The organism is Aquimarina mycalae (assembly GCF_029906345.1).
In the GTDB taxonomy this organism is placed as follows: domain Bacteria; phylum Bacteroidota; class Bacteroidia; order Flavobacteriales; family Flavobacteriaceae; genus Aquimarina.
In genome coordinates, this window is sequence record NZ_JARYGY010000001.1 from 219317 (window position 1) to 239365 (window position 20049).

Here is a 20049-nt window from a genome sequence, read left to right on the forward strand (position 1 = left end):
ATAAAAAGCTTAAAAAAAGTCATTGCTACAATTGAATAAAAAACGAATAAGACAATTTCAAGGCGATATTTTTCTACTATTTTCTTTAGCATTGCAATTGTTAGAATCATGGTTACACATATAAAACAGTTAACTGTGAAGATACCCTATATCGGCATATAAAAAATCCCAAGGTGATCAACCATTGGGATTTAGCAAAAACAATAATTTTAACAAAAAGTAGTAATAAGACTGAATATGAAACTAGATAATTGCAAGCAAGTCTACCGCTACTTTTTAACTCATCAATACATAACAAACAACTTAAAGCACTGCTTCTTGATGAGTCAGAAACAGTTTTTCATTTAAAAACCTAAGGGTTGGTATTTTATCTTTAGTATCCACAAGAATCGAAATATTATTGTTACTACCTCCATAAGAAATCATTCTAACTGGAATGTAATTTAAAATTTCAAAAAGTCTATGCGAATTTTTATCATTAATTACGGACTCACCAACAATACAAATAATACTATGATTTTGTTCTACTGTAACTTCTGCATATCCTTCAATCTCTTGTAAGATTTCATCAATATATGTGGTATCATCAATCGTCAATGAAATAGCTATTTCTGAAGTAGTAATCATATCTATTGAGGTCTGATAGTTGTCGAAAACCTCAAAAATTCTTCTTAGATATCCGTGTGCCATCAACATTCTGTTGGACTTAATTTTGATTGCCGTAATACCATCCTTTGCAGAAATTGCTTTTAATCCCTTTTTATAGGTTTTGTTAGAGATTATTGTACCCAAAGCTTCGGGATCAAATGTATTCTTTAACAACACTGGAATATCCTTGTTAACTACTGGAGAAACCGTTTGAGGGTGCAATATTTTAGCACCAAAATATGCTAATTCTGCTGCTTCATTATAGGTAAGGTGTGCTATAGGATTTGTGCCTTCTACATACCTAGGATCATTATTATGTAATCCATCGATATCTGTCCATATCTGGATTTCTTGTGCGTACAAAGCAGCTCCTATAATTGTAGCAGTATAATCACTCCCACCTCGTTTTAATGTACTTATTTGATCCAGATGATCTCTACAAACAAAACCCTGAGTAATATATATCTGAGAAGGTTCGTTCTCATCTAAGACTTTATTCAATTTTTCAGAAACTTTTTGAATGTTAGGATTATCTACATTATCCACATACATAAAGTCCTTAGCATTGATCAGCTGATTCGAAATTTCAACTGAATTCAAAAAATTCGAAAAGATAAATGTTAAAAGCGTTTCACCAAAAGTTACAATTTTCGCATCTAAAACTTCTGAGTATTCTTTATTAGATAATTCTAACATTTCTGTAATTATTGCAGAAACACCCTCTTTAAGTTTATTTTTTAATACATCATCTTTATCTATCAATGCATCGATAACCTCATGATGCTTACTTTCTAATCTATGCAGATTTCTAGTGATCGCCTCTCCATCTTTGAGTTTAATAAACTCAATAAGATTTACCAATTGATCCGTAACTCCAGACATTGCCGAACATACTACAATTTTTTGATCATCATTACTTATAAGAATATCTTTTACTTTGTGTAAATTCTCTACCGATCCAACAGATGTTCCTCCGAACTTCAAAATTTTCATTACATTATTCTTTTTTACACTGCATAATTAGACATTAGAGGTAAAATAATAAATATTTTCATAAAAAAAGTATATATTTACACAATATGTTAAATATCTAACAAAATGAAAACCATTACTGATTGTGTACACAATATCCTTAGGCATCAGCCTTTTTTAGAAGATGCATTATCCAGAGATATCATCAATTTTAGTTCTCTCGCGGCAGATTTACTTCCTCAGATAGAAAAGGAAATGCGAAAACCAGTAAAAGCTGGTTCCATTGTAATGGCATTGCGTCGATATCATCCTAAACGAATCAAACACTCTGACAACCTAGGAAGTCTAGGAGATATTGTTGTTAGATCCGGTATTACGGATTATGCTTTTTTAAACTCTAATACTATTCTAACGAGTCAATCCAATCTATTAAATACGGTAAAAGACAAAACCAAAACTTATTTTACATATTCCAGTAACTTTCAGGAAAGTAATATTTTGGTATCATCTTCTTTAAAAGAAATTGTAGAAGATCATTTTAAACATGAAACCTGTATTTCTGTTACAGATAATTTATCCTCTATGTCTATTGCTCTGCCAGATGATAGTTCTAGATCTATTGGATTATACTTTTATATTTTTAAGCTTTTAGCGTATGAAGGTATTCCTGTTTTTGAAATCATTTCTACCTCTAATTATTTCACTTTATTCTTAGAAAAAGAATATGTAAATGATGCTTTTCTGTTAATGAATGAAATTAAAGAAAACTAAATAAAATAGTCATATATATAAAAAGCCCTGAAAAACAGGGCTTTTTTTTACATATTGATATTGGTATTATTACCAAATACTAACTCGTTTTTCTGGAGCTAAATACATTTTATCACCTTCTTTTATATCAAAAGCATCATAAAATGCTTGAACATTTAACAAAGGTTGTATAGCTCTAGTTGTTCCTGGAGAATGAGGATCTGTTTTAATCTGAGTTCTTAATGCATCTTCTCTAATCTTTGTTCTCCATACAGTTGCCCAAGACATAAAGAATCGCTGCTCTGCAGTAAATCCATCAATATCATCTGGTCTACCATTTTCGGCAAAATGCATTTGCAATCCATCATATGCACCTAGTACTCCACCAAGGTCACCGATATTTTCACCTAAAGTGAATTTACCATTGATAAATACGCTATCTAAAACTTCAATCGCACTATATTGTTCAGCCAGTGCTCCTCCTCTTTCGGTAAATTGCTTAAGGTCATCTTCTGTCCACCAATTAGAAAGGTTACCATTTGCATCAAAACGGGCTCCAGAGTCATCAAATGCATGTGATATTTCATGTCCGATTACTGCTCCAATTCCTCCATAATTTACAGCTTCATCAGCCGTATAGTTATAAAAAGGTGGTTGTAGTATAGCAGCAGGAAATACAATTTCATTAAATAATGGGTTAAAATATGCATTTACAGTTTGTGGAGACATACCCCATTCTGTCTTATCTACAGGTTCTCCTATTTCACTGATATTCTTTTTGAATCCCCATTCAGCTACAGCCATCATATTTTCAAAATACGAATTTCCATCTTTTACATCTAAGGTAGAATAATCTTCCCACTCATCAGGGTATCCTATTTTTACTGTAAACTTGTCTAGTTTCTGAATCGCTTTAGTTTTAGTACTATCACTCATCCAATCTAGTACTTCGATTCTTTTTTGATATGCTTTTATAACATTGGCAATCATTTTTTCTGCTTTTGCTTTTGCTTCAGGAGGAAACTTGGCATCTACATATAATTGTCCGATCGCTTCACCAACAGAACCATTTACTCTTGCCAACGCACGTTCTTCCATAGGTCTTTGTTTTAAAGCTCCATTAAGGGTTTTACTATAGAAATCCCAATTGGCTTTCTCTATTTCTGTAGAAAGAGAACCAGATGCTTGATTTAATGTTGACCAGCGCATTACAGTTTTAAGATCTTCGATACTGCTGCTTGTAAGAACATTTTGTAATTCCTTCATGTATTTAGGTTGCATTACAATTACAGAATCTAATTGTTTTGTAACTCCTAGATCCTTCATTAAGCGATTCCAATCTATAGCCGAAGTCATCTCAGTAAGTTGTTCAATTGATCTTGGGTTATTAAAGTTTCTAGTATCTCTACTCTCAACTTTATCTAATCTTGGTTCTGCCAGTTTAGTTTCGATCGATAAAATCGTTTCGGCATTCTTACGAGCCTGTTTCTCTGTTTCTCCAATATATTGAAGCATTCTAGTTATATGATCTACATATTGACCTCTTATCTCTACCGATTTTTCGTCTTGATCTAAATAATAATCTCGATCTGGTAACCCTAATCCTCCAGTAGAAATATATGGAGCGTTTATCTCACTATTACTTAGATTTGGAAAAGATACCAATCCAGCAAAAGGAGCAGAAGCTGCTGTTTCTGTAGCTAATACGGTTTGCAAATCACTAAGATTTTTTATTCCTGCAATTTTATCTAAAGTAGATTGCAATGGAGTAACGCCTGCTTTATCTCTTGAGACAGTATCCATAATAGACTCATAAATCAATAATGCCTTATATTGATCCGTTCCTGCCGCATATTTACCGCTAGATTTTGCTTTTGCTAAGATTTCAAGAACATCATAATCTGTCTTTTTTCTTAATACTCCAAAACCTCCCCATCTTGTTCTATCTTCAGGAATTTCGGTATTTTTCATCCAACTACCATTTACATAGTTGTAAAAATCTTCTTTTGGACTAATATTAGCATCCATATTCTCCAGAACAATACCAGGTACTTTTTCTACTTCTGCTATTGTTTCTGATTGATTTTCATCATCTTTTTTAGCTTCATTTTTACAACTGATAAAGGCAATCGCAAATATTGCTAAAAAATAGACTTTTCTCATTTTTGTACTCATTATACTATTAAAATTAAGATTAGTTATCTACAATATGACGTTAGAATTGAGGATTCGTTACTCATATTATTATTGGCAATTTATGTAAAATGGAAACATGTAAGAAATATTGTACAAATTTTTAACTAAAAAATAAATCCACCAAAAACATTAAACACTAATAATGAATTAATTACAACAACAACCTAAAATAGCTTAACAAATAGTTAAGATTTATTTTAGTAGGCGTGCATCAAAACTAAAAGGTTCAATTTCTATTAATTTTACCAAGTTAAAATTGGGATGTAAAGGATTAATAAGAAGGTTTTGTTCTCTGGGAACAATAATACTAGGGACTTTTAACCCTACATGTTTATTCTCTGATATCCAATTCATTGTGAAATGCTGAATCCCTGTAGATGGTGGAGTTTTATTCCAATCCTTAGGTAATTCTTTGATATCAATAGATGTAGTTAATTCATCAGGTACTTCTATGGTAGCAATACACATATTATCGGGAAAATATGCAGCGGGTAAATGGGCTAATACCTCTAAAACAGAAAGTGACGTAGAAGTACTTGTATATAACACAGCTACTCCTTTTGGATTCCATCTTCCTCCAACAGTTTTTGCACCAATACCAGTAAGATCTCTGATATACTTTTGTTTAGCAATTCTATATACCAGCATTATGCAAAAATTCCATGCTCTATACGAACCAATTCTTCGTTCAATAACTGAAATCCAAATGTGGTATCTAGAAGTTCTTTTGGTTTTTTAGTTGCTAACGCTACATTAGGGTGTTCCATCCATCGTTTAAAACGATCTAAATCCCCAAAAATATTTTCCCCTCTTGCGTAAAGTTTGGCTAATTGTAAAGCTTTAGCACTTGCTTCAGTACTCAATTTTTTATTCAATTCATAACGTTGTATGGTACGTTCTGATAAATGCAGTACATGTGCCAATTCACTTAAATCAAATTCAATCGTTTTGGCAAGGTGTAACAATGCCCTTTTATCTATTCCGTTACGGGATAATTCGATAAAATCATAAACATTGCGTAATGGAATATCTATATTAAGGTATCGTAACAACCCTCTGTTTTCTATTTCATCAAAATCTAGTGGTGATACTGCGCTCATAGTACAATCAGCTTTTTATTTAGACAAAAGTACGAAAAATAATGACAAATGTCTTATTTAATTTCTAAAATAGCATCTAATTCTTCGCTAACTTCATCCATTCTAGCTTCTATGGATCGAATAGCTATTGTAGATAGATATCTTCCTAATGGTAAAACTGGTTTTATTTCCAATTTTTCATTGTCTATATCTTTTAAAAATAACGTTGAAGATGGTGGTATTATTTTAGTTTGTTTTAATTTAATTATACAATCATCTCCCAATCTTTTTAAAGCTTCCTGTGTATGACCATATCGTACATTTTTTAATGTTACTAATGGTGCGGCTAACTGTGTATTAGTTTTTGCAATTTTATCATCTTCATTAGTAATGATCATATGCTTGATTTTTACTTTTTCTTTTAAATTTGGAAAGGAATCCTTTAGGACCATTTTTAAAACTTCTTCAATACCTTTTGATACTCTTCCTCCTATATTATCATAATATCCTGCATCTGCATATTGATCTGATTGGAATTCTCCTGTTGTTGCGTTCCTTCGAACTTCTCCAACGGGTGTTATAAAAGGAAAGCTTGCATTGATACGCATGGCAGTAGAGAGTGCTATGGATTTATCAGGATGTATAGATTGCATATGACTCAAAAAATCATTCATCCCTGCTAAAGGCCTTACATGAGAATATGTCACTGGACTAATAATATTATAATTCCCTGTTTGCGTATGTGTAGTATTAATTAATAGTAAAGGAGGTATTTGTTGATTAGGCTCAAAATTATTTTTACTTGGAATATTTTTATAAAAAGATAAAAACTCTCTATCAAGCATACCCTTATTATCTGAGCTTGAAAAATATTTTTCATGGGATTTAATCCATTGTTCTTCTAACAATTGCCCTCTGTTTTTAAAACTAAATAAGCTTGTAAGCTCTTTAAACAAATCTCTTCCTAACAAAGAGAGTAAGGCCATTGACAAATAATTTTCTTTATAAATTGCGCTTGCTTTATATTGTAAACCAGGATACTCGGTATTATCGTCAATTTTAAAATTAGAGATGGTATTATTAGAAACAGCATTTTGAGCTTCAGCAAAAAACATAGCATTACCTACACTTCCTCCAGATGCACCTGTTAATGAAAGTAGGTTTTCTTTAAAGTAAGATCCATTTGATTTTTCGTATAAATAACTATGTATTAAAAATGACCAGAGTCCAGCTCTTGATCCACCTCCCTCAGCAGAAACCATAATTACAGGAAAAGGTTTATCTCTATTTTTGATAATATCTTCTCTACTCTTTAACCAATAATATACATATGTTTCTAATGGCTGCCTGTCTACATTTGTTTGTTTTAAATCAAGTTGATAATGGGTAGATGAATCAGAGAAGAATCTGGCAGAAAAAACACAGAATACTACAACAATAGATAAAAGAGGAAGTTTTATCTTTTTTCCTAATAAGATTAGTATAAAACTAATCATAAAAAGACTCAACAAAGAAAAAATTAAAATCGATAATGGATTAATTCTAGTTGCCAAATCTGGATAAATATTCATAATCAAAAACCCTATCAGTATTAGAAACCCAGATGTTAGGATCATTCCATAAAATCGGTTTTTAGGGATTTTTTTAAGGAAATTATAGCTATTAAAAGATAAAATAGCAAAAACTAATACAAGCGCACAATTAGAAAGAAACAGGTTGCCTAAGTCTTTTTCTGCTTGTGTATTTAAAGATCCCAGAGATATCATCAAAAGTATTAACCCTATGGAAATACCGAAAAAAAAGACTGGTGTCTTAATGCTTCGATTAAAAAAACTTCTTAAGATTCTATATAATTTAGGTTCTGATAATAGCAATAATAAAAACACAATCAATATTAAAGTATTTGTAGGGTTTAAAAGCTTTGTATACGAATTCTCTAAACCGAATAACTCCATTGCATTTAAAATACTTAAAGCAGATATGGTTAATAATAGAATAGCCAATATTCTTGGTAGTGTTTTTCTCATATGGATTCGTGTCTTATAAGAATAACTAACCGAGACACTTCTATCCTGAAAGTTGTAATGTTGATTCGGTATAAACCCTATAAGATTAGAAAACGAAATATCCTTATAATTATGAAAATAGAAGTATTTAGGGACGTTCCAAATTAAAAAAGCTGAAACTAAAAGAAATCCAAAATATAATGGTACCTCTAATAAAAAGGTATCGGCCTGATTAAGAATTAACAATAAATCTACAGTTTGAGGAAAATGCCAAAGCGCTATATATACTGCAACAATAAAAAAAACACTAATAATGTTATTGGTTAGCTCTCTTAGCAAACTTTTAAACCAGATATTAAAACCCTGAAAAAATAATAATAAATTCTTCATCACTATTATCAAATTTAGAACTAAATATTATTAAAACTATACACTCTACCGAAAATTAAGTCTAAAATATCATCATGCTGGACTCCACATTATTATTTATTTAAAATCAATGAATTAAACCAAAATATGTTAATGAAACGATAAATTTTAACATTTGTCTAAAGCCTAGTGTTTATAGGAGTAACGAGAATATTCGTCAAAAAAAATGTAAAAAAAACAATTTTAAAGTACAAAAAGTTATGGTTTTAACATAATAAGTTGTATCTTGTCGTTAATAACGCGCTTTATAGCGATAAAAATTTAGTTTAAGTAAGTAATTTCTTACTTTTTTAATTGCAGTTTAACCCAAAAAACTGAACCTTATGAAAAAACTACTACCCCTATTAACATTACTTTTTGCAAGTGTGGCATTTGCAAATGTAAAAATTGACATTTCTTATAAGTTAATGTCTGTGACGGAAAATACCGTAATTAACGGTTTAGATGAAAATACTGAAGAAGGTGTAATTTTTATAACGGAAAGCTTACATATAGAAAATGGAGCTCGTATAAAAATTAGAAATGCATGTTTAATCATTCTTGGAGATATTTCTGGAACAGGAATTCTTGATATTGATGAATCCGCTACGGTAACCTTAGAAGGTGAGAAAAAAGGAAGAGTTACATTTATAGATCGATTTTTAGCTGACTCTACTTGCCAGCAAAGCACAGGTCTTGATACATTCAAAAACATAAAAGACGTACCCCAAGGTCTTAATTATAGTCTATATACTTTAACAGGTAGATTATTAGACAACGGTAAAGTGGATGACTATATTCATAATTATAGAGATCCAAAAACATACTTCATTAAAGTTGAAGGATACAAACTAAGAAAAATCGTTTTTAAAGGTTAAATCAATCATAAAAAGTAAGGTTTTATGTATGATAACACGGCAAGCAATTGTCGTGTTTTCTTTTGTTATAAACTTAAGTTTATGCATCGAGATCTAAAAATTTAGGTTTCTTCCACACAAAGCAATATTTTTGAAATAAATTTATTGCACATGATTTCTGTCTCGCAGGCGCTATCCATAATTTCCCAAATATCCTATACTCCAAATCCTACCGAAATATTCCTTAAAGATGCAAGAGGATTCATTCTTAGTGAAGATATTATCGCTCCAATACATATGCCTCCATTTCGTCAATCAGCGATGGATGGTTATGCGTTACTTCTTAATACTACAAATTCTTATCGAATTATTGGCGAGGTAAAAGCTGGAGATGCTAATGATTATACATTAAAACCAGGAGAAGGTGTACGCATTTTTACCGGAGCAAGAGTTCCCGATAATGCCAATACTGTTGTTATTCAGGAAAGAGTATTCAAATCAAAAGATACCATCTCAATTGATGGTGAAATACAAGAAAATCAAAATATTAGATCCGTTGGCGAACAAATTCAAAAAGGCGCTATTGCACTGCACAAAGGAACAAAACTAACTGCCGCCGCAATAGGATTTCTGGCTGGATTAGGAATCAATAAAATTAAAGTATATCCTGCTCCTCGTGTAGGTATTATTACTACAGGTAACGAATTAATTACTCCTGGAGAAAAACTTAAAGACGGAAAAATCTACGAAAGTAATTCGATTCAACTAGAAGCTACACTTGAACAATTACAAGTGACGGAGATTACAAAATATGTAGTTCAAGATGAATATCAAAGTACTAAAGATATCATCGATCAAGCAATACAGTATAATGACCTAGTTTTAATTAGTGGAGGTATTTCTGTAGGGGATTATGATTTTGTAAAAGAAGCTTTATCAGAACTTAGCACAGAAGAATTATTTTATAAAATAAAGCAAAAACCTGGGAAGCCCTTATTCTTCGGAAGAAATAACGAGACCTTGATTTTTGCACTACCTGGTAATCCCGCTTCATCATTAACCTGTTTTTATATTTATGTACTACCCATTATTCAAAAGATGATGGGAAATAATAATGCAACAGGTCTTATCAGAACCACGAAATCTATTACTACTGATTTTATAAAAAAAGGAGATCGAGCGCAATTTCTTAAAGCAAAGGTAACTAATGACACTGTCGAAATCCTCGAAGGTCAAAGTTCTGCCATGTTATATACGTATGCAATTGCAAATGCTTTGATTTATATTCCAGAAAATTTGAGTCAAATTCCAAAAGGGAGCATCGTAGAAACCATTCTACTCCCGAATTAATCATAACAAACTTCGAAAAATTACCTATGCTATATTACCTTTTTTATTAAGAATTCCTTTTATTTTGAATAAATCATAAAAATTTCTAAAACAATGTATCCTTTGTTTTTTTCGTTATATCTTTCAGGAAATAACGATCGATATGTATCATATAAAAAGTAGGATATGGATAGAAGGAGAAGAAGGAGTTTTTCTAGGTGAAGGAAGAATAAAAATACTTAAAGCTATTGTAACTGAAGGGTCACTTTCTAAAGCTGCTAAATCTTTAGGTATGTCCTATAAAAAAGCATGGAATTTAGTCGATTCTATCAATAAAAATGCTTCCAATCCAATCGTTATAACCAATACAGGTGGAAATGGAGGTGGTGGTACTATAATTACAGAGTATGGTATTAAAATGATTAGCGCTTTCGAAAATATTAATAAAAACTGCTGGGATTTTTTGGATCAACAATTAAAAGAGCATCAGTTATGACTTTAAAAAACGATTCAAACATTACTGGAATTATACTTGCTGGCGGCAAAAGTAGCCGAATGGGTCAGGATAAAGGTTTGAAGCTTCATAAAGGTATTCCATTTATTCAACATATTATAAAAGCATTAGAGGTTGTAACCAGCAAAATTCTAATCATTACAGGTAATAAAGAGTACACACAATTTGGATATCCATGCATTCAGGATATTATCCCAAACCAAGGGCCTATTGGAGGTATTTATACAGGTTTAAAACATACCCAAACAGAAAAAAATTTAGTTCTGAGTTGCGATGTTCCATTTATTACTGTACCAGTTCTTAAAAACCTCATTGCTAATGATGAATCCGATTATAATGTAATTACATATGAAGATATCCCGCTAATCACATTGTATAATAAATCAGTAGCTATAAATTTTTTAGAGAGTATAGAAAAAAAACGTCTTAGTCTTAGAAAAACGCTTTCAACATTGAAAGTAAAAAGTATCCCTGTAGATCAAAAGATTGTGCCATTTGTGCATAATATTAATACACAACAACAATATAAGAACGCAATACAATGGAACTAAAGGTTATGTATTTTGGAATGATTGCAGAAGCTACTAACTGTCGTGAAGAGATCATATCTGTGGGTAACAGATGTAGCATATACCAGTTAGAAAATTTATTAAAGGATAAATATCAAAATTTACAACCCATATCATTTAAAATAGCTGTTGATAAAGAAATTTTACAGAATGATATTTTATTAACCCCTAACACTGAGATCGCATTGTTACCTTCATTTGCTGGAGGATAAAGAGAATATATAATGAAAAAAAAGAAAACAGTATTCATCGACGGACCCATTAGTCCTGCTTTTATAGCTAACTCAATTGAAAAACATCAAACCAAAACTACAATTGGTGCTCACGATATTTTTTTAGGTCAAGTACGAGCGGATAATATAGATGGAAAAATAGTACAAGCCATCGATTATTCTGCATACAAAGATATGGCAGAAGATAAATTCCATGAAATCAGAGAAGCTACTTTTAGTAAGTTCGACCTTACTTGCATGCATATTTATCATAGTCTAGGCATAGTAAAAACTGGCGAAATTTGTCTTTTTGTATTTGTTTCTGCTCCGCATAGAAAAGTTGCTTTTGAAGCTTTGGAGTTTTTGGTGGAAGAGATTAAAAAAGATGTCCCTGTTTTTGGTAAAGAAATTCTTGAAGACGAAACCCACGTATGGAAAGTTAATAGATAGAAATGGTTGATATCACTCACAAAAATAATACACTACGCACAGCTGTGGCACAAGCCATTGTAAAAGTTGGTAGTCAGGAGACAATAGAAGCAATTCTAACTAAAAATATTCCAAAAGGTGATGTCTTTGAAATGGCCAAAACCGCAGGATTATTTGCTGTAAAAAGAACCAGTGATATGATTCCAGATTGTCATCCATTACCTATCGAATACACCAGCATAGATTATAAAATCAATCAGTTAGAAATTACTATTGAGATGACAGTAAAAACCATTTATAAAACTGGTGTAGAGGTTGAAGCAATGCACGGTGCATCTGTAGTTGCGCTTACTATGTATGATATGCTAAAACCAATAGATAAACAGGTCGAAATACAAAATATAAAACTACTTCGTAAAAGAGGTGGAAAATCTACCTATAAAGATAATGGAGATGCGTATACAGCAGGAGTAGTTGTTTGCTCAGATTCAATTTCTGCGGGACATAAAGAAGATAAAGCTGGAAAAGCAATTATTGCTAAATTAGAAGAATGCGGAGTTATAACCTCAACATATACAATTATCCCAGATGAACCTGATCAAATCCAACAACAAATTCAATTATTGAAAGAAGCTGCTAATGATCTTATCATTTTTACAGGTGGCACTGGATTGTCGCCCAGAGATGTTACACCAGAAACTATATTACCTTTAATAGAACGTCGCATACCAGGAATCGAAGAAGCCATACGTAGTTATGGACAAGATCGAATGCCTTACGCTATGCTTTCACGAAGTGTTGCTGGTGTTATTGGAGAATCCATAGTACTGGCATTACCTGGTTCTACCAATGGAGCTAAAGAATCTATGGATGCTATATTTCCTGCAATCCTGCATACATTTAGAGTTTTGAAAGGTGCAAAACATGAGGGCAATTAAATAGAATGATGTGAGCAAAACAAATCATACCATATTAACAGATACTTTTGGTCGTAAACACAACTACCTGCGTATTTCTCTTACAGAGCGATGTAACTTACGATGTACATATTGCATGCCTGCAGACGGGATTGCTTTAAGTCCAAAAGAGCACTTGATGACAGCAGATGAAATCTATATTATAGCCAAAACGTTTGTAGATCTAGGAGTCAATAAAATAAGGCTTACTGGTGGAGAACCTATGGTTAGAAAAGATTTTCCTTTAATACTAGAAAAATTAGCAAGCTTGCCTGTCGAATTAGGAATAACTACTAACGGAGTATTGGCAGATCGGTTTATACCGCTTCTGAAAAAGAATGGAATTAAGACCATCACCATAAGTATTGATTCACTTCATAAAGACAAGTTTCAGAAAATAACGAGGCGTAATGAATTTGAAAAAGTCTGGAATACGATTCAGCTTTTTCAAAAAGAAGGTTTTAAAGTAAAATTAAATATCGTTTTGATTAAAGGTTTTAATGATCAAGAAATTGTTGATTTTATTAACTTAACCAAAGATAAAGACTTAATAATACGCTTTATAGAATTTATGCCTTTTGATGGAAATCAATGGAATATAGATAAACTGGTAACACATCAGGAAATTTTAGATAAAGTTTCGTACATATTTCCGTTACAAATCAAACGCCTAAGTGATACACCAAATGATACTTCCCGAAACTATAAAATTGAGGGATATCAAGGTAGTTTTGCTATTATAAGTTCTGTAACAAATCCTTTTTGTGATACTTGCAATCGGATACGACTTACTGCAGATGGTAAACTAAAGAACTGTTTATTCTCTGGCAAAGAATTTTCGCTATTAAAGCCATTAAGAGCTAATCAACCCTTAAACAATATTATAAAGTCTGCACTCCAACATAAATTTGCTACACGAGGAGGAATGGACACTCCAGACAAATTACAAAATCCTGATTTACATTCTAAAAACCGTAGTATGATCGCTATCGGAGGTTGATTTCTTAAAAGCTCGTATATTACATTTCTAAAAAAACCATTATATTTAACAATATATCCCTTTAAGGCCCCAAAATTACCTTATTGGATGATTAACTAAAGATTCTGGTCAAACCCATCATCAATGAATAGAAAATCATGGTTAAAATCTGAGGCTGCAAAATATACTTGCTATGGAGTATTTTTTGGGCTGATGTTTCCTATTTTGGCTACAAGTATTGATATCGCTAAATTAGGATTGGAGTATTCTTGGGAATCTGTCAAGTTTGTACAAAAAAACTATCCTATACATTATATCATCGATACCGCTCCCCTATTTCTTGGGCTATTTGCAATGTTTGGAGGACGCAATCTGGATAAATTAAAAGAGAAAAATCAACAAATTTTACAAGCTTCAAAATTTAAACAAGATTTTCTGGCGAATATGAGTCATGAAATCAGAACACCGATGGTAGGTGTGATAGGCATGATTGATTTACTTTTTAAGAACACCAAATTAAACGAATTACAAAAAGAATATGTTAGCACCATTCATCAATCATCATTAAACCTGCTGGATATTCTCAACCAAATTTTGGATTTATCCAAAATTGAGGCAGGGAAATTCAAACTTTCTCCTAAAGGAATCAACCTTAAGAAATTAATAGCTCAAAACGTAGATCTATTTTTAGCTAATAGTAAAGCAAAGGGAATTACATTAATCTCTGAATATCCAGATACTTTACCAGAATATATTTATGCAGATGACAATCGATTGATGCAAATATTATCCAATCTAATCGGAAATGCCATTAAATTTACTAATCAGGGTACTATCACAGTAAAGACATCATTAATTTCAAAAAAAAATAATGACCTTACCATGAAAGTAGAAGTGATTGATTCTGGTATTGGTATTAGTAAAAAAGATCAGGAAGCACTTTTTAATCGATTTAGTCAAGTACACAATGATGCCATTCTAGTTGGTGAAGGAAGTGGATTAGGGCTTACTATCAGTAAAAAACTAGTCGATTTAATGAATGGAAAACTCGGAGTTTCTAGTGAAGTTGGGAAAGGTAGTAATTTTTGGTTTACTTTTAATACGCAAATATCTGATGCAATAATTACTACTACAGATAAGGCTTTTGATACAAGTAATGATCAAAAATTTGATCTTCATGTATTATTAGTAGAAGATTCAGACACCAATATATTAGTATCGAAACAGATTCTTAAATATCTTGGTTGTACAGCAGATGTAGCAAAAACAGGGAGAAAGGCGATTGAAATGTTTGAAGAAGATGTATACGATCTAATTTTAATGGATATCAACCTTCCTGAATTAGATGGAGTAGAAACTTGTAAACTCATCAGACAAGGATATAAAAATATCCCACCAATAATTGCAATCACCTCTAATGCACTTCCTGGAGATGCAGAACGTTTTATTGCCAAAGGCCTTGATGATTATATCACCAAACCTTTTACCACAGAAGTGCTAAATATAAAACTCAAAAACTGGTTCGCAGATCATAGAGGGTATCATTGATTTGATACTTTAATATTTAGAATTCTCGAAAAACAGATCTTCTGGTACTAAAACATCTCTTTTCTATCTTCTAAAACCATATATCTCCCGTACAGAATTAGTTTACTTTTAACTATTCTGTCATTAAACTCTTTTGCAAATTTATTATATTGTATAACTAGTACTTTACCAAATTTAATTTTGGATACAATTATTAACTTAAATAATAAGTTATGAGTTATAAAAATATTTTCCCAGCAACTACACGCTTTACCATCTTATTTTGCATTCTTATAAGTATTGGATATTCTAGCAATGTACAAGCCTTTAGTTATTTTCAGAATGCAGAAATACAAAATAACATAAATTATGATGAATATAATGGTGTTGTCGTTAATGCGGATACTAATAAACCGCTGGTATCTGCCACCATTTCTTTAAATGAAACGAATATTTCTACAATCACCAATGACGAAGGAGAGTTTCTATTAAAAGTCCCTAAGGATATTAACAATGGAAAAATAACTGTTTCTTTTCTTGGGTATAATGATAAGGTAGTCTCGCTATCCTCATTTAACAATCAAAAAATAAAAATCGAATTAGCTATATCGGTTACAGAACTATCTGAAGTTAATATTGATCCTAAAGATCCAGAAGCACTTATCAAAGCCGTTATGAAACGAAGAGGTGCTAATTATCAAAATGATCATACCATTATGACTGCTTTTTATCGTGAGACAATAAAAAAAAGAAGAACATATGTCTCGCTTTCTGAAGCTGTAGTCGATGTGTACAAAAAGCCTTATGTATCCGATAAAAACGATGTAATTAAGTTATACAGAGCTAGAAAAAGTGCGGATTATAAAAAACTAGACACGCTAACATTAAAACTTCAAGGAGGTCCGTCGAGTACCTTGTATATTGATGTAATGAAAAATCCAGAACTTCTGTTTTCTGAAGATATTTTAAAAATATATCAATTTAGTTTTGACGCATCTACCAAAATTAATAATCGACATATCTATGTATTAAACTTTAAACAACGCCCCTATATAAAAGATCTTTATTATTATGGAAAAGTATATATAGATGCTGAAACTTTAGCACTTACAAAAGCAGTTTTTAGTTTAAATCTAAAAGACAAAAATAAAGCAAGTAAGTTGTTTGTTAAAAGAAAGCCAGCAAGAGCTAAAGTATATCCAACTGTTGCTACTTACAACATTGATTATCGAGAAAAAGATGGAAAGTGGTACTATGGATATGGGAGAATCGATCTGGTTTTTAAGGTAAATTGGAAAAAGAAATTATTTAACTCTACGTATAAGTTAAATATTGAAATGGCAATTACGGATTGGAAAAAGAATATTGACAATGAAAACCTAAGACCACGAGATCGATTAAAATCTTCTGTAGTCATTAGTGATGAAGCATCTGGATTCTCAGATCCTAAATTTTGGGGAGAATATAATGTTATCGAACCCGAAAAGTCTATCGAATCTGCCATCCGAAAAATACAAAAGCAGTTAAGAAAATTAAACTAATATACTTGCTACAAGCGAACACTGCACAGGTACTTTATACAAGTACCTGTTTTTTTTATATATTTTTGATGAGCACTCCTATCTAATTTATTATTTTTACACTTCAGAAAAACAAGGGGTTGTAACATCTTTTCTTATTAAAAGTCTTTTACAAGAATTATAATTTTTTTCAAAACGTATAGAATGAGTCGCATTGTATGTATCATACTTTTTATTACCATATCCACTACTCTTCTTGCTCAAAAAAAAATAAGTAATACTGAAGCTCGCGAAGATTTTAAAATTTTCAAAAATATACTTTTACAAGGGCATCCCGCGCTTTATGAATATATTGAAGAGACTGAATTAGATTTGATTTTTACAGATACAGAAACATCTTTTGAAGAAGAAATTACTGATATTGAATTATTTAAAAAGATGCAGTTGGTGACAGATCAAATCAGAGATGGACATCTATTACTTTTTGCTCCGAATACGCTCAATACTACTCAATATTATTTTCCATTAATACTCAAAATCATACATACCGAATTCTATACGGATACGGATGATTTTGGAATACCAATAGGATCTAAAATCCTTCAAATAAATAAAAAAGAGACCTCTCATATACTTCAAAGCCTAAAAAAATACGCTCCTACCGATGGATACAACCTTACCAGAAAATATAGAGACATTGAGCTAAAATTTGGATTGTTTTATATGTATGAGTATGGCATAGAAAAAGAGTTTACCATTGTATATTTAGCTCCTGATGGCATAGAAAAAACAATCACTGTACCCGCAGAATCTTTTGTTAATGCCAAACATAGAAATATCAATAGAAATTCTTATTTCTCCAGATATCACCTCCAAAAAGACAAGGTAGATTTTTTCTCCAAACATATAAATACCAAAGAACCCTTTGTATACTATAAAGACTATCAAAAGACGGCAGTTCTAGTAGTAAACTCTTTTGGTATAGATATTCGCGCATTTAAATCACGTTTGGTACAACTTTTTAAAGAGATTAATAAAAAGAAAATAAAGCATCTGATCATTGATGTAAGAAATAACGATGGTGGTTTTAGACCTAATTCTGTGCATTTATTTTCTTTTATTACCAATACCCTATTTAAACAGAGAACAAGTGCATTTGTAGCATCCTTAGAAATTCCCGAAAGAAACTATGTATCCAGAACTTATGCTAATGAGAAAGAATTTTTAAAAGATAAGTTTTATCATCATCCCCAATACAATGGATGGAAACTTAACTTCGATGATCTCGAAGTTATGATGGTTCCTGATCGAAATAGATTTCGAGGTAAAGTATATGTGTTAGCAGGTGGCACTACTTTTTCTGCTGGCTCTGCATTTGCTTTACTGGCAAAAAACGATCCAGATATTCTTTTAGTGGGTGAAGAAACAGGAGGTGGTTACTATTCTCATACAGGTCAATTCCCAGTATATTATGAGCTTCCAAATTCTAACATTATGATGTTAATGTCTATGGAAAAACTAACACATTACGTAAAGGATACTACGATACCCAAAGGTACAGGAGTCCTTCCTGATAGAGAGGTATTGCTTTCGGTAGAAGATCTAAAAAAAGGGGTCGATAGTCAACTGGATTATATCCTTCGATTAATAAAAGGTTAGAAAACTTCAATAGCATCTTAGTATTAATTTATAGCTTCTACAGCCAATGTATAATCATATTGCAAATCCTCGTGTAGCGATAGAATCGTTTTCTTAATACTCAGAATCTGTCGTTCATATATACCAAACAGCACTTTATTATTTCGAATTGAAGGACGCATCTTTTTTAGTTCTGTACAGAAATGGATGAGTATCTCCACTTCTGTTTCCTTCTTGCCAGAATATCTGATATATTTTTTAGCAATACGCAATATTTTACGTACACTTTTTTTGATATAGTAATAACTACTGGTATTAATCAGGCCAAACTCCTGAGTTATTTGCTCCTGTACTTCTGCTATATATCCATCCTCATCCGAAGATTGATATAGTAGATAGGTAAGTAACTCTTTGTTTTCTTTTTTAAATCTGGATAATCGCAAACAAAAAGCTATTAATTCTTGATGCGTGCAATCACTCAACTCTAGTTTTAATTCTCTTACTGTAGCGGCTTTCATAGTAGATAAACAAGTTCATCGTTTGATGCTAACTTAGGTATAAAAAACAAGATGAAAGCATAAGTTACTCACTTACTTTGGTACAAAGTAGTTTATGTTAAAAACTGTTCTCTGTATTAACGAATTGCAGATTACTATAAAAATAAAGGTTACGATCGATATACCTTCGATTTCTATGGTAAGACCAGCTACAAATCAATGTAACTGGTTCTTATCTTTATTTTCTTACTCGTACCGCTTACTCATACGCCGCACAGATTACGAATCTGCGTGATCATATCCGAGCAATTGGGAGTTTTATTTTTTAAAATTTAAAAGTTTTGATGCTAAATATCCATAAAGTTCTTCATCAATAGGGTTTGGTCTTACGATTATTGATAAAATGGACTCGCCATATTTATAACCTAATGTATCTACCATGACAAAATAAGTTTTGCTTCCTTGAGCTATTTCATATCCATCTTTGTAAAAATCAGATTCAAAACTTATAAACTCTTTATAATAATTTTCTTTATTAAATCCTTTTTGCAAAATATAATTTGATTTTTCATTTTTTTTCACTGATAAAATATTTACTACTTCATTATCAGTTAATTCAACTATTTTTTCTAAATAACTAGAATCTGTATTTTCAATTATTAAATACAATGAATCTGATATAGAAAATAATAAGTATGGGTTCTTATTATTTCCTTTTTTCCTTAAAACTTCATTAGTAACTAAAGAACTTTTAATTTGACTTTTCTCTAAAAAATCATTTAAATTTTGTCCTTTACATGAAGTTAAAAGGAAAAACGCTAATACTATAATACTTGATTTAAATTGACTCATACTTTAGTTTTTTAATAAAGGTAAAGTTCTTGAGTTTTCAACTTTTCCACCTCCATGAAAAGCTTTACCATCTTTACCTGAACCATCTCTTTGATCTTCTGGTTTTCCTAA

The 20049-nt window shown here is 31.4% G+C and carries 19 protein-coding genes; 12 read left to right on the plus strand and 7 right to left on the minus strand.

Annotated features, from left to right (window positions below; all coding sequences use genetic code 11):
- Positions 1 to 303: 303 nt before the first annotated feature.
- Positions 304 to 1641, minus strand: a complete 1338-nt coding sequence (locus QBK95_RS00870) for an aspartate kinase (protein WP_280929558.1) — start codon at positions 1639 to 1641, stop codon at positions 304 to 306.
- Between the two features lie 105 nt (positions 1642 to 1746).
- On the opposite strand from QBK95_RS00870, the gene QBK95_RS00875 reads away from it, so the two are divergent.
- Positions 1747 to 2391, plus strand: a complete 645-nt coding sequence (locus QBK95_RS00875; protein ID WP_280929559.1) for a hypothetical protein — start codon at positions 1747 to 1749, stop codon at positions 2389 to 2391.
- Positions 2392 to 2460: 69 nt separating this feature from the next.
- Here the strand turns inward: QBK95_RS00875 and QBK95_RS00880 are convergent, their stop codons facing one another.
- From QBK95_RS00880 to QBK95_RS00895, 4 genes are all read right to left on the minus strand, one after another.
- Complete coding sequence (locus QBK95_RS00880; RefSeq protein ID WP_280929562.1) at positions 2461 to 4533, minus strand: M13 family metallopeptidase; 2073 nt, start codon at positions 4531 to 4533, stop codon at positions 2461 to 2463.
- 225 nt (positions 4534 to 4758) lie between these two features.
- Positions 4759 to 5214: an RES family NAD+ phosphorylase gene (locus QBK95_RS00885; protein WP_280929563.1), complete on the minus strand. Its 456-nt coding sequence runs from the start codon at positions 5212 to 5214 to the stop codon at positions 4759 to 4761.
- A complete protein-coding gene (locus QBK95_RS00890; RefSeq protein WP_280929565.1) occupies positions 5214 to 5666 on the minus strand; it encodes an Xre family toxin-antitoxin system antitoxin in 453 nt (150 codons plus the stop codon). The genes QBK95_RS00885 and QBK95_RS00890 overlap by 1 nt, the downstream gene beginning before the upstream one ends.
- A gap of 53 nt (positions 5667 to 5719) precedes the next feature.
- Entirely contained in the window at positions 5720 to 8041 is a 2322-nt protein-coding gene (locus QBK95_RS00895) for a patatin-like phospholipase family protein (protein ID WP_280929567.1), read from the minus strand.
- 362 nt (positions 8042 to 8403) lie between these two features.
- Here QBK95_RS00895 and QBK95_RS00900 point away from each other — a divergent pair, with 362 nt between their 5' ends.
- The 11 genes from QBK95_RS00900 to QBK95_RS00950 all read left to right on the plus strand — a co-directional run bounded on the left by QBK95_RS00900 (position 8404) and on the right by QBK95_RS00950 (position 18610).
- Positions 8404 to 8937: a hypothetical protein gene (locus QBK95_RS00900; RefSeq protein WP_280929568.1), complete on the plus strand. Its 534-nt coding sequence runs from the start codon at positions 8404 to 8406 to the stop codon at positions 8935 to 8937.
- Positions 8938 to 9087: 150 nt separating this feature from the next.
- Entirely contained in the window at positions 9088 to 10266 is a 1179-nt protein-coding gene (locus QBK95_RS00905) for a molybdopterin molybdotransferase MoeA (protein WP_280929570.1), read from the plus strand.
- A 142-nt stretch (positions 10267 to 10408) separates the two neighbouring features.
- Positions 10409 to 10741, plus strand: coding sequence for a winged helix-turn-helix domain-containing protein (locus tag QBK95_RS00910; protein ID WP_280929572.1), 333 nt, complete (start codon positions 10409 to 10411; stop codon positions 10739 to 10741).
- Positions 10738 to 11310 (plus strand): molybdenum cofactor guanylyltransferase, encoded by a 573-nt coding sequence (gene mobA, locus QBK95_RS00915; protein ID WP_280929574.1) that lies wholly within the window; start codon positions 10738 to 10740, stop codon positions 11308 to 11310. Before QBK95_RS00910 ends, mobA begins: the two co-directional genes overlap by 4 nt.
- Complete coding sequence (locus QBK95_RS00920; RefSeq protein WP_280929576.1) at positions 11301 to 11540, plus strand: MoaD/ThiS family protein; 240 nt, start codon at positions 11301 to 11303, stop codon at positions 11538 to 11540. The genes mobA and QBK95_RS00920 overlap by 10 nt, the downstream gene beginning before the upstream one ends.
- Positions 11541 to 11552: 12 nt before the next feature.
- Entirely contained in the window at positions 11553 to 11990 is a 438-nt protein-coding gene (locus tag QBK95_RS00925; RefSeq protein ID WP_280929578.1) for a molybdenum cofactor biosynthesis protein MoaE, read from the plus strand.
- Between the two features lie 2 nt (positions 11991 to 11992).
- On the plus strand, positions 11993 to 12907 hold the full coding sequence (moaCB, locus tag QBK95_RS00930; RefSeq protein WP_280929580.1) for a bifunctional molybdenum cofactor biosynthesis protein MoaC/MoaB: 915 nt from the start codon (positions 11993 to 11995) through the stop codon (positions 12905 to 12907).
- Positions 12908 to 12917: 10 nt separating this feature from the next.
- A complete protein-coding gene (moaA, locus tag QBK95_RS00935) occupies positions 12918 to 13925 on the plus strand; it encodes a GTP 3',8-cyclase MoaA (RefSeq protein WP_280929582.1) in 1008 nt (335 codons plus the stop codon).
- A gap of 123 nt (positions 13926 to 14048) precedes the next feature.
- Complete coding sequence (locus QBK95_RS00940; protein WP_280929584.1) at positions 14049 to 15452, plus strand: ATP-binding protein; 1404 nt, start codon at positions 14049 to 14051, stop codon at positions 15450 to 15452.
- 212 nt (positions 15453 to 15664) lie between these two features.
- A complete protein-coding gene (locus tag QBK95_RS00945; RefSeq protein WP_280929586.1) occupies positions 15665 to 16972 on the plus strand; it encodes a carboxypeptidase-like regulatory domain-containing protein in 1308 nt (435 codons plus the stop codon).
- A gap of 183 nt (positions 16973 to 17155) precedes the next feature.
- Positions 17156 to 18610, plus strand: coding sequence for a S41 family peptidase (locus tag QBK95_RS00950; RefSeq protein WP_280929588.1), 1455 nt, complete (start codon positions 17156 to 17158; stop codon positions 18608 to 18610).
- 23 nt (positions 18611 to 18633) lie between these two features.
- Here the strand turns inward: QBK95_RS00950 and QBK95_RS00955 are convergent, their stop codons facing one another.
- On the minus strand, positions 18634 to 19107 hold the full coding sequence (locus QBK95_RS00955) for a hypothetical protein (RefSeq protein WP_280929590.1): 474 nt from the start codon (positions 19105 to 19107) through the stop codon (positions 18634 to 18636).
- 297 nt (positions 19108 to 19404) lie between these two features.
- Positions 19405 to 19938 (minus strand): hypothetical protein, encoded by a 534-nt coding sequence (locus QBK95_RS00960; protein ID WP_280929592.1) that lies wholly within the window; start codon positions 19936 to 19938, stop codon positions 19405 to 19407.
- Positions 19939 to 20049 lie beyond the last annotated feature (111 nt).

Coding starts and splice junctions, on each gene's coding strand:
- QBK95_RS00870 (WP_280929558.1), bottom strand. CDS start 1,641: ATGAAAATTTTGAAGTTCGGAGGAACATCTGTTGGATCGGTAGAGAAT.
- QBK95_RS00875 (WP_280929559.1), top strand. CDS start 1,747: ATGAAAACCATTACTGATTGTGTACACAATATCCTTAGGCATCAGCCT.
- QBK95_RS00880 (WP_280929562.1), bottom strand. CDS start 4,533: ATGAGAAAAGTCTATTTTTTAGCAATATTTGCGATTGCCTTTATCAGT.
- QBK95_RS00885 (WP_280929563.1), bottom strand. CDS start 5,214: ATGCTGGTATATAGAATTGCTAAACAAAAGTATATCAGAGATCTTACT.
- QBK95_RS00890 (WP_280929565.1), bottom strand. CDS start 5,666: ATGAGCGCAGTATCACCACTAGATTTTGATGAAATAGAAAACAGAGGG.
- QBK95_RS00895 (WP_280929567.1), bottom strand. CDS start 8,041: ATGAAGAATTTATTATTATTTTTTCAGGGTTTTAATATCTGGTTTAAA.
- QBK95_RS00900 (WP_280929568.1), top strand. CDS start 8,404: ATGAAAAAACTACTACCCCTATTAACATTACTTTTTGCAAGTGTGGCA.
- QBK95_RS00905 (WP_280929570.1), top strand. CDS start 9,088: ATGATTTCTGTCTCGCAGGCGCTATCCATAATTTCCCAAATATCCTAT.
- QBK95_RS00910 (WP_280929572.1), top strand. CDS start 10,409: ATGTATCATATAAAAAGTAGGATATGGATAGAAGGAGAAGAAGGAGTT.
- mobA (WP_280929574.1), top strand. CDS start 10,738: ATGACTTTAAAAAACGATTCAAACATTACTGGAATTATACTTGCTGGC.
- QBK95_RS00920 (WP_280929576.1), top strand. CDS start 11,301: ATGGAACTAAAGGTTATGTATTTTGGAATGATTGCAGAAGCTACTAAC.
- QBK95_RS00925 (WP_280929578.1), top strand. CDS start 11,553: ATGAAAAAAAAGAAAACAGTATTCATCGACGGACCCATTAGTCCTGCT.
- moaCB (WP_280929580.1), top strand. CDS start 11,993: ATGGTTGATATCACTCACAAAAATAATACACTACGCACAGCTGTGGCA.
- QBK95_RS00940 (WP_280929584.1), top strand. CDS start 14,049: ATGAATAGAAAATCATGGTTAAAATCTGAGGCTGCAAAATATACTTGC.
- QBK95_RS00945 (WP_280929586.1), top strand. CDS start 15,665: ATGAGTTATAAAAATATTTTCCCAGCAACTACACGCTTTACCATCTTA.
- QBK95_RS00950 (WP_280929588.1), top strand. CDS start 17,156: ATGAGTCGCATTGTATGTATCATACTTTTTATTACCATATCCACTACT.
- QBK95_RS00955 (WP_280929590.1), bottom strand. CDS start 19,107: ATGAAAGCCGCTACAGTAAGAGAATTAAAACTAGAGTTGAGTGATTGC.
- QBK95_RS00960 (WP_280929592.1), bottom strand. CDS start 19,938: ATGAGTCAATTTAAATCAAGTATTATAGTATTAGCGTTTTTCCTTTTA.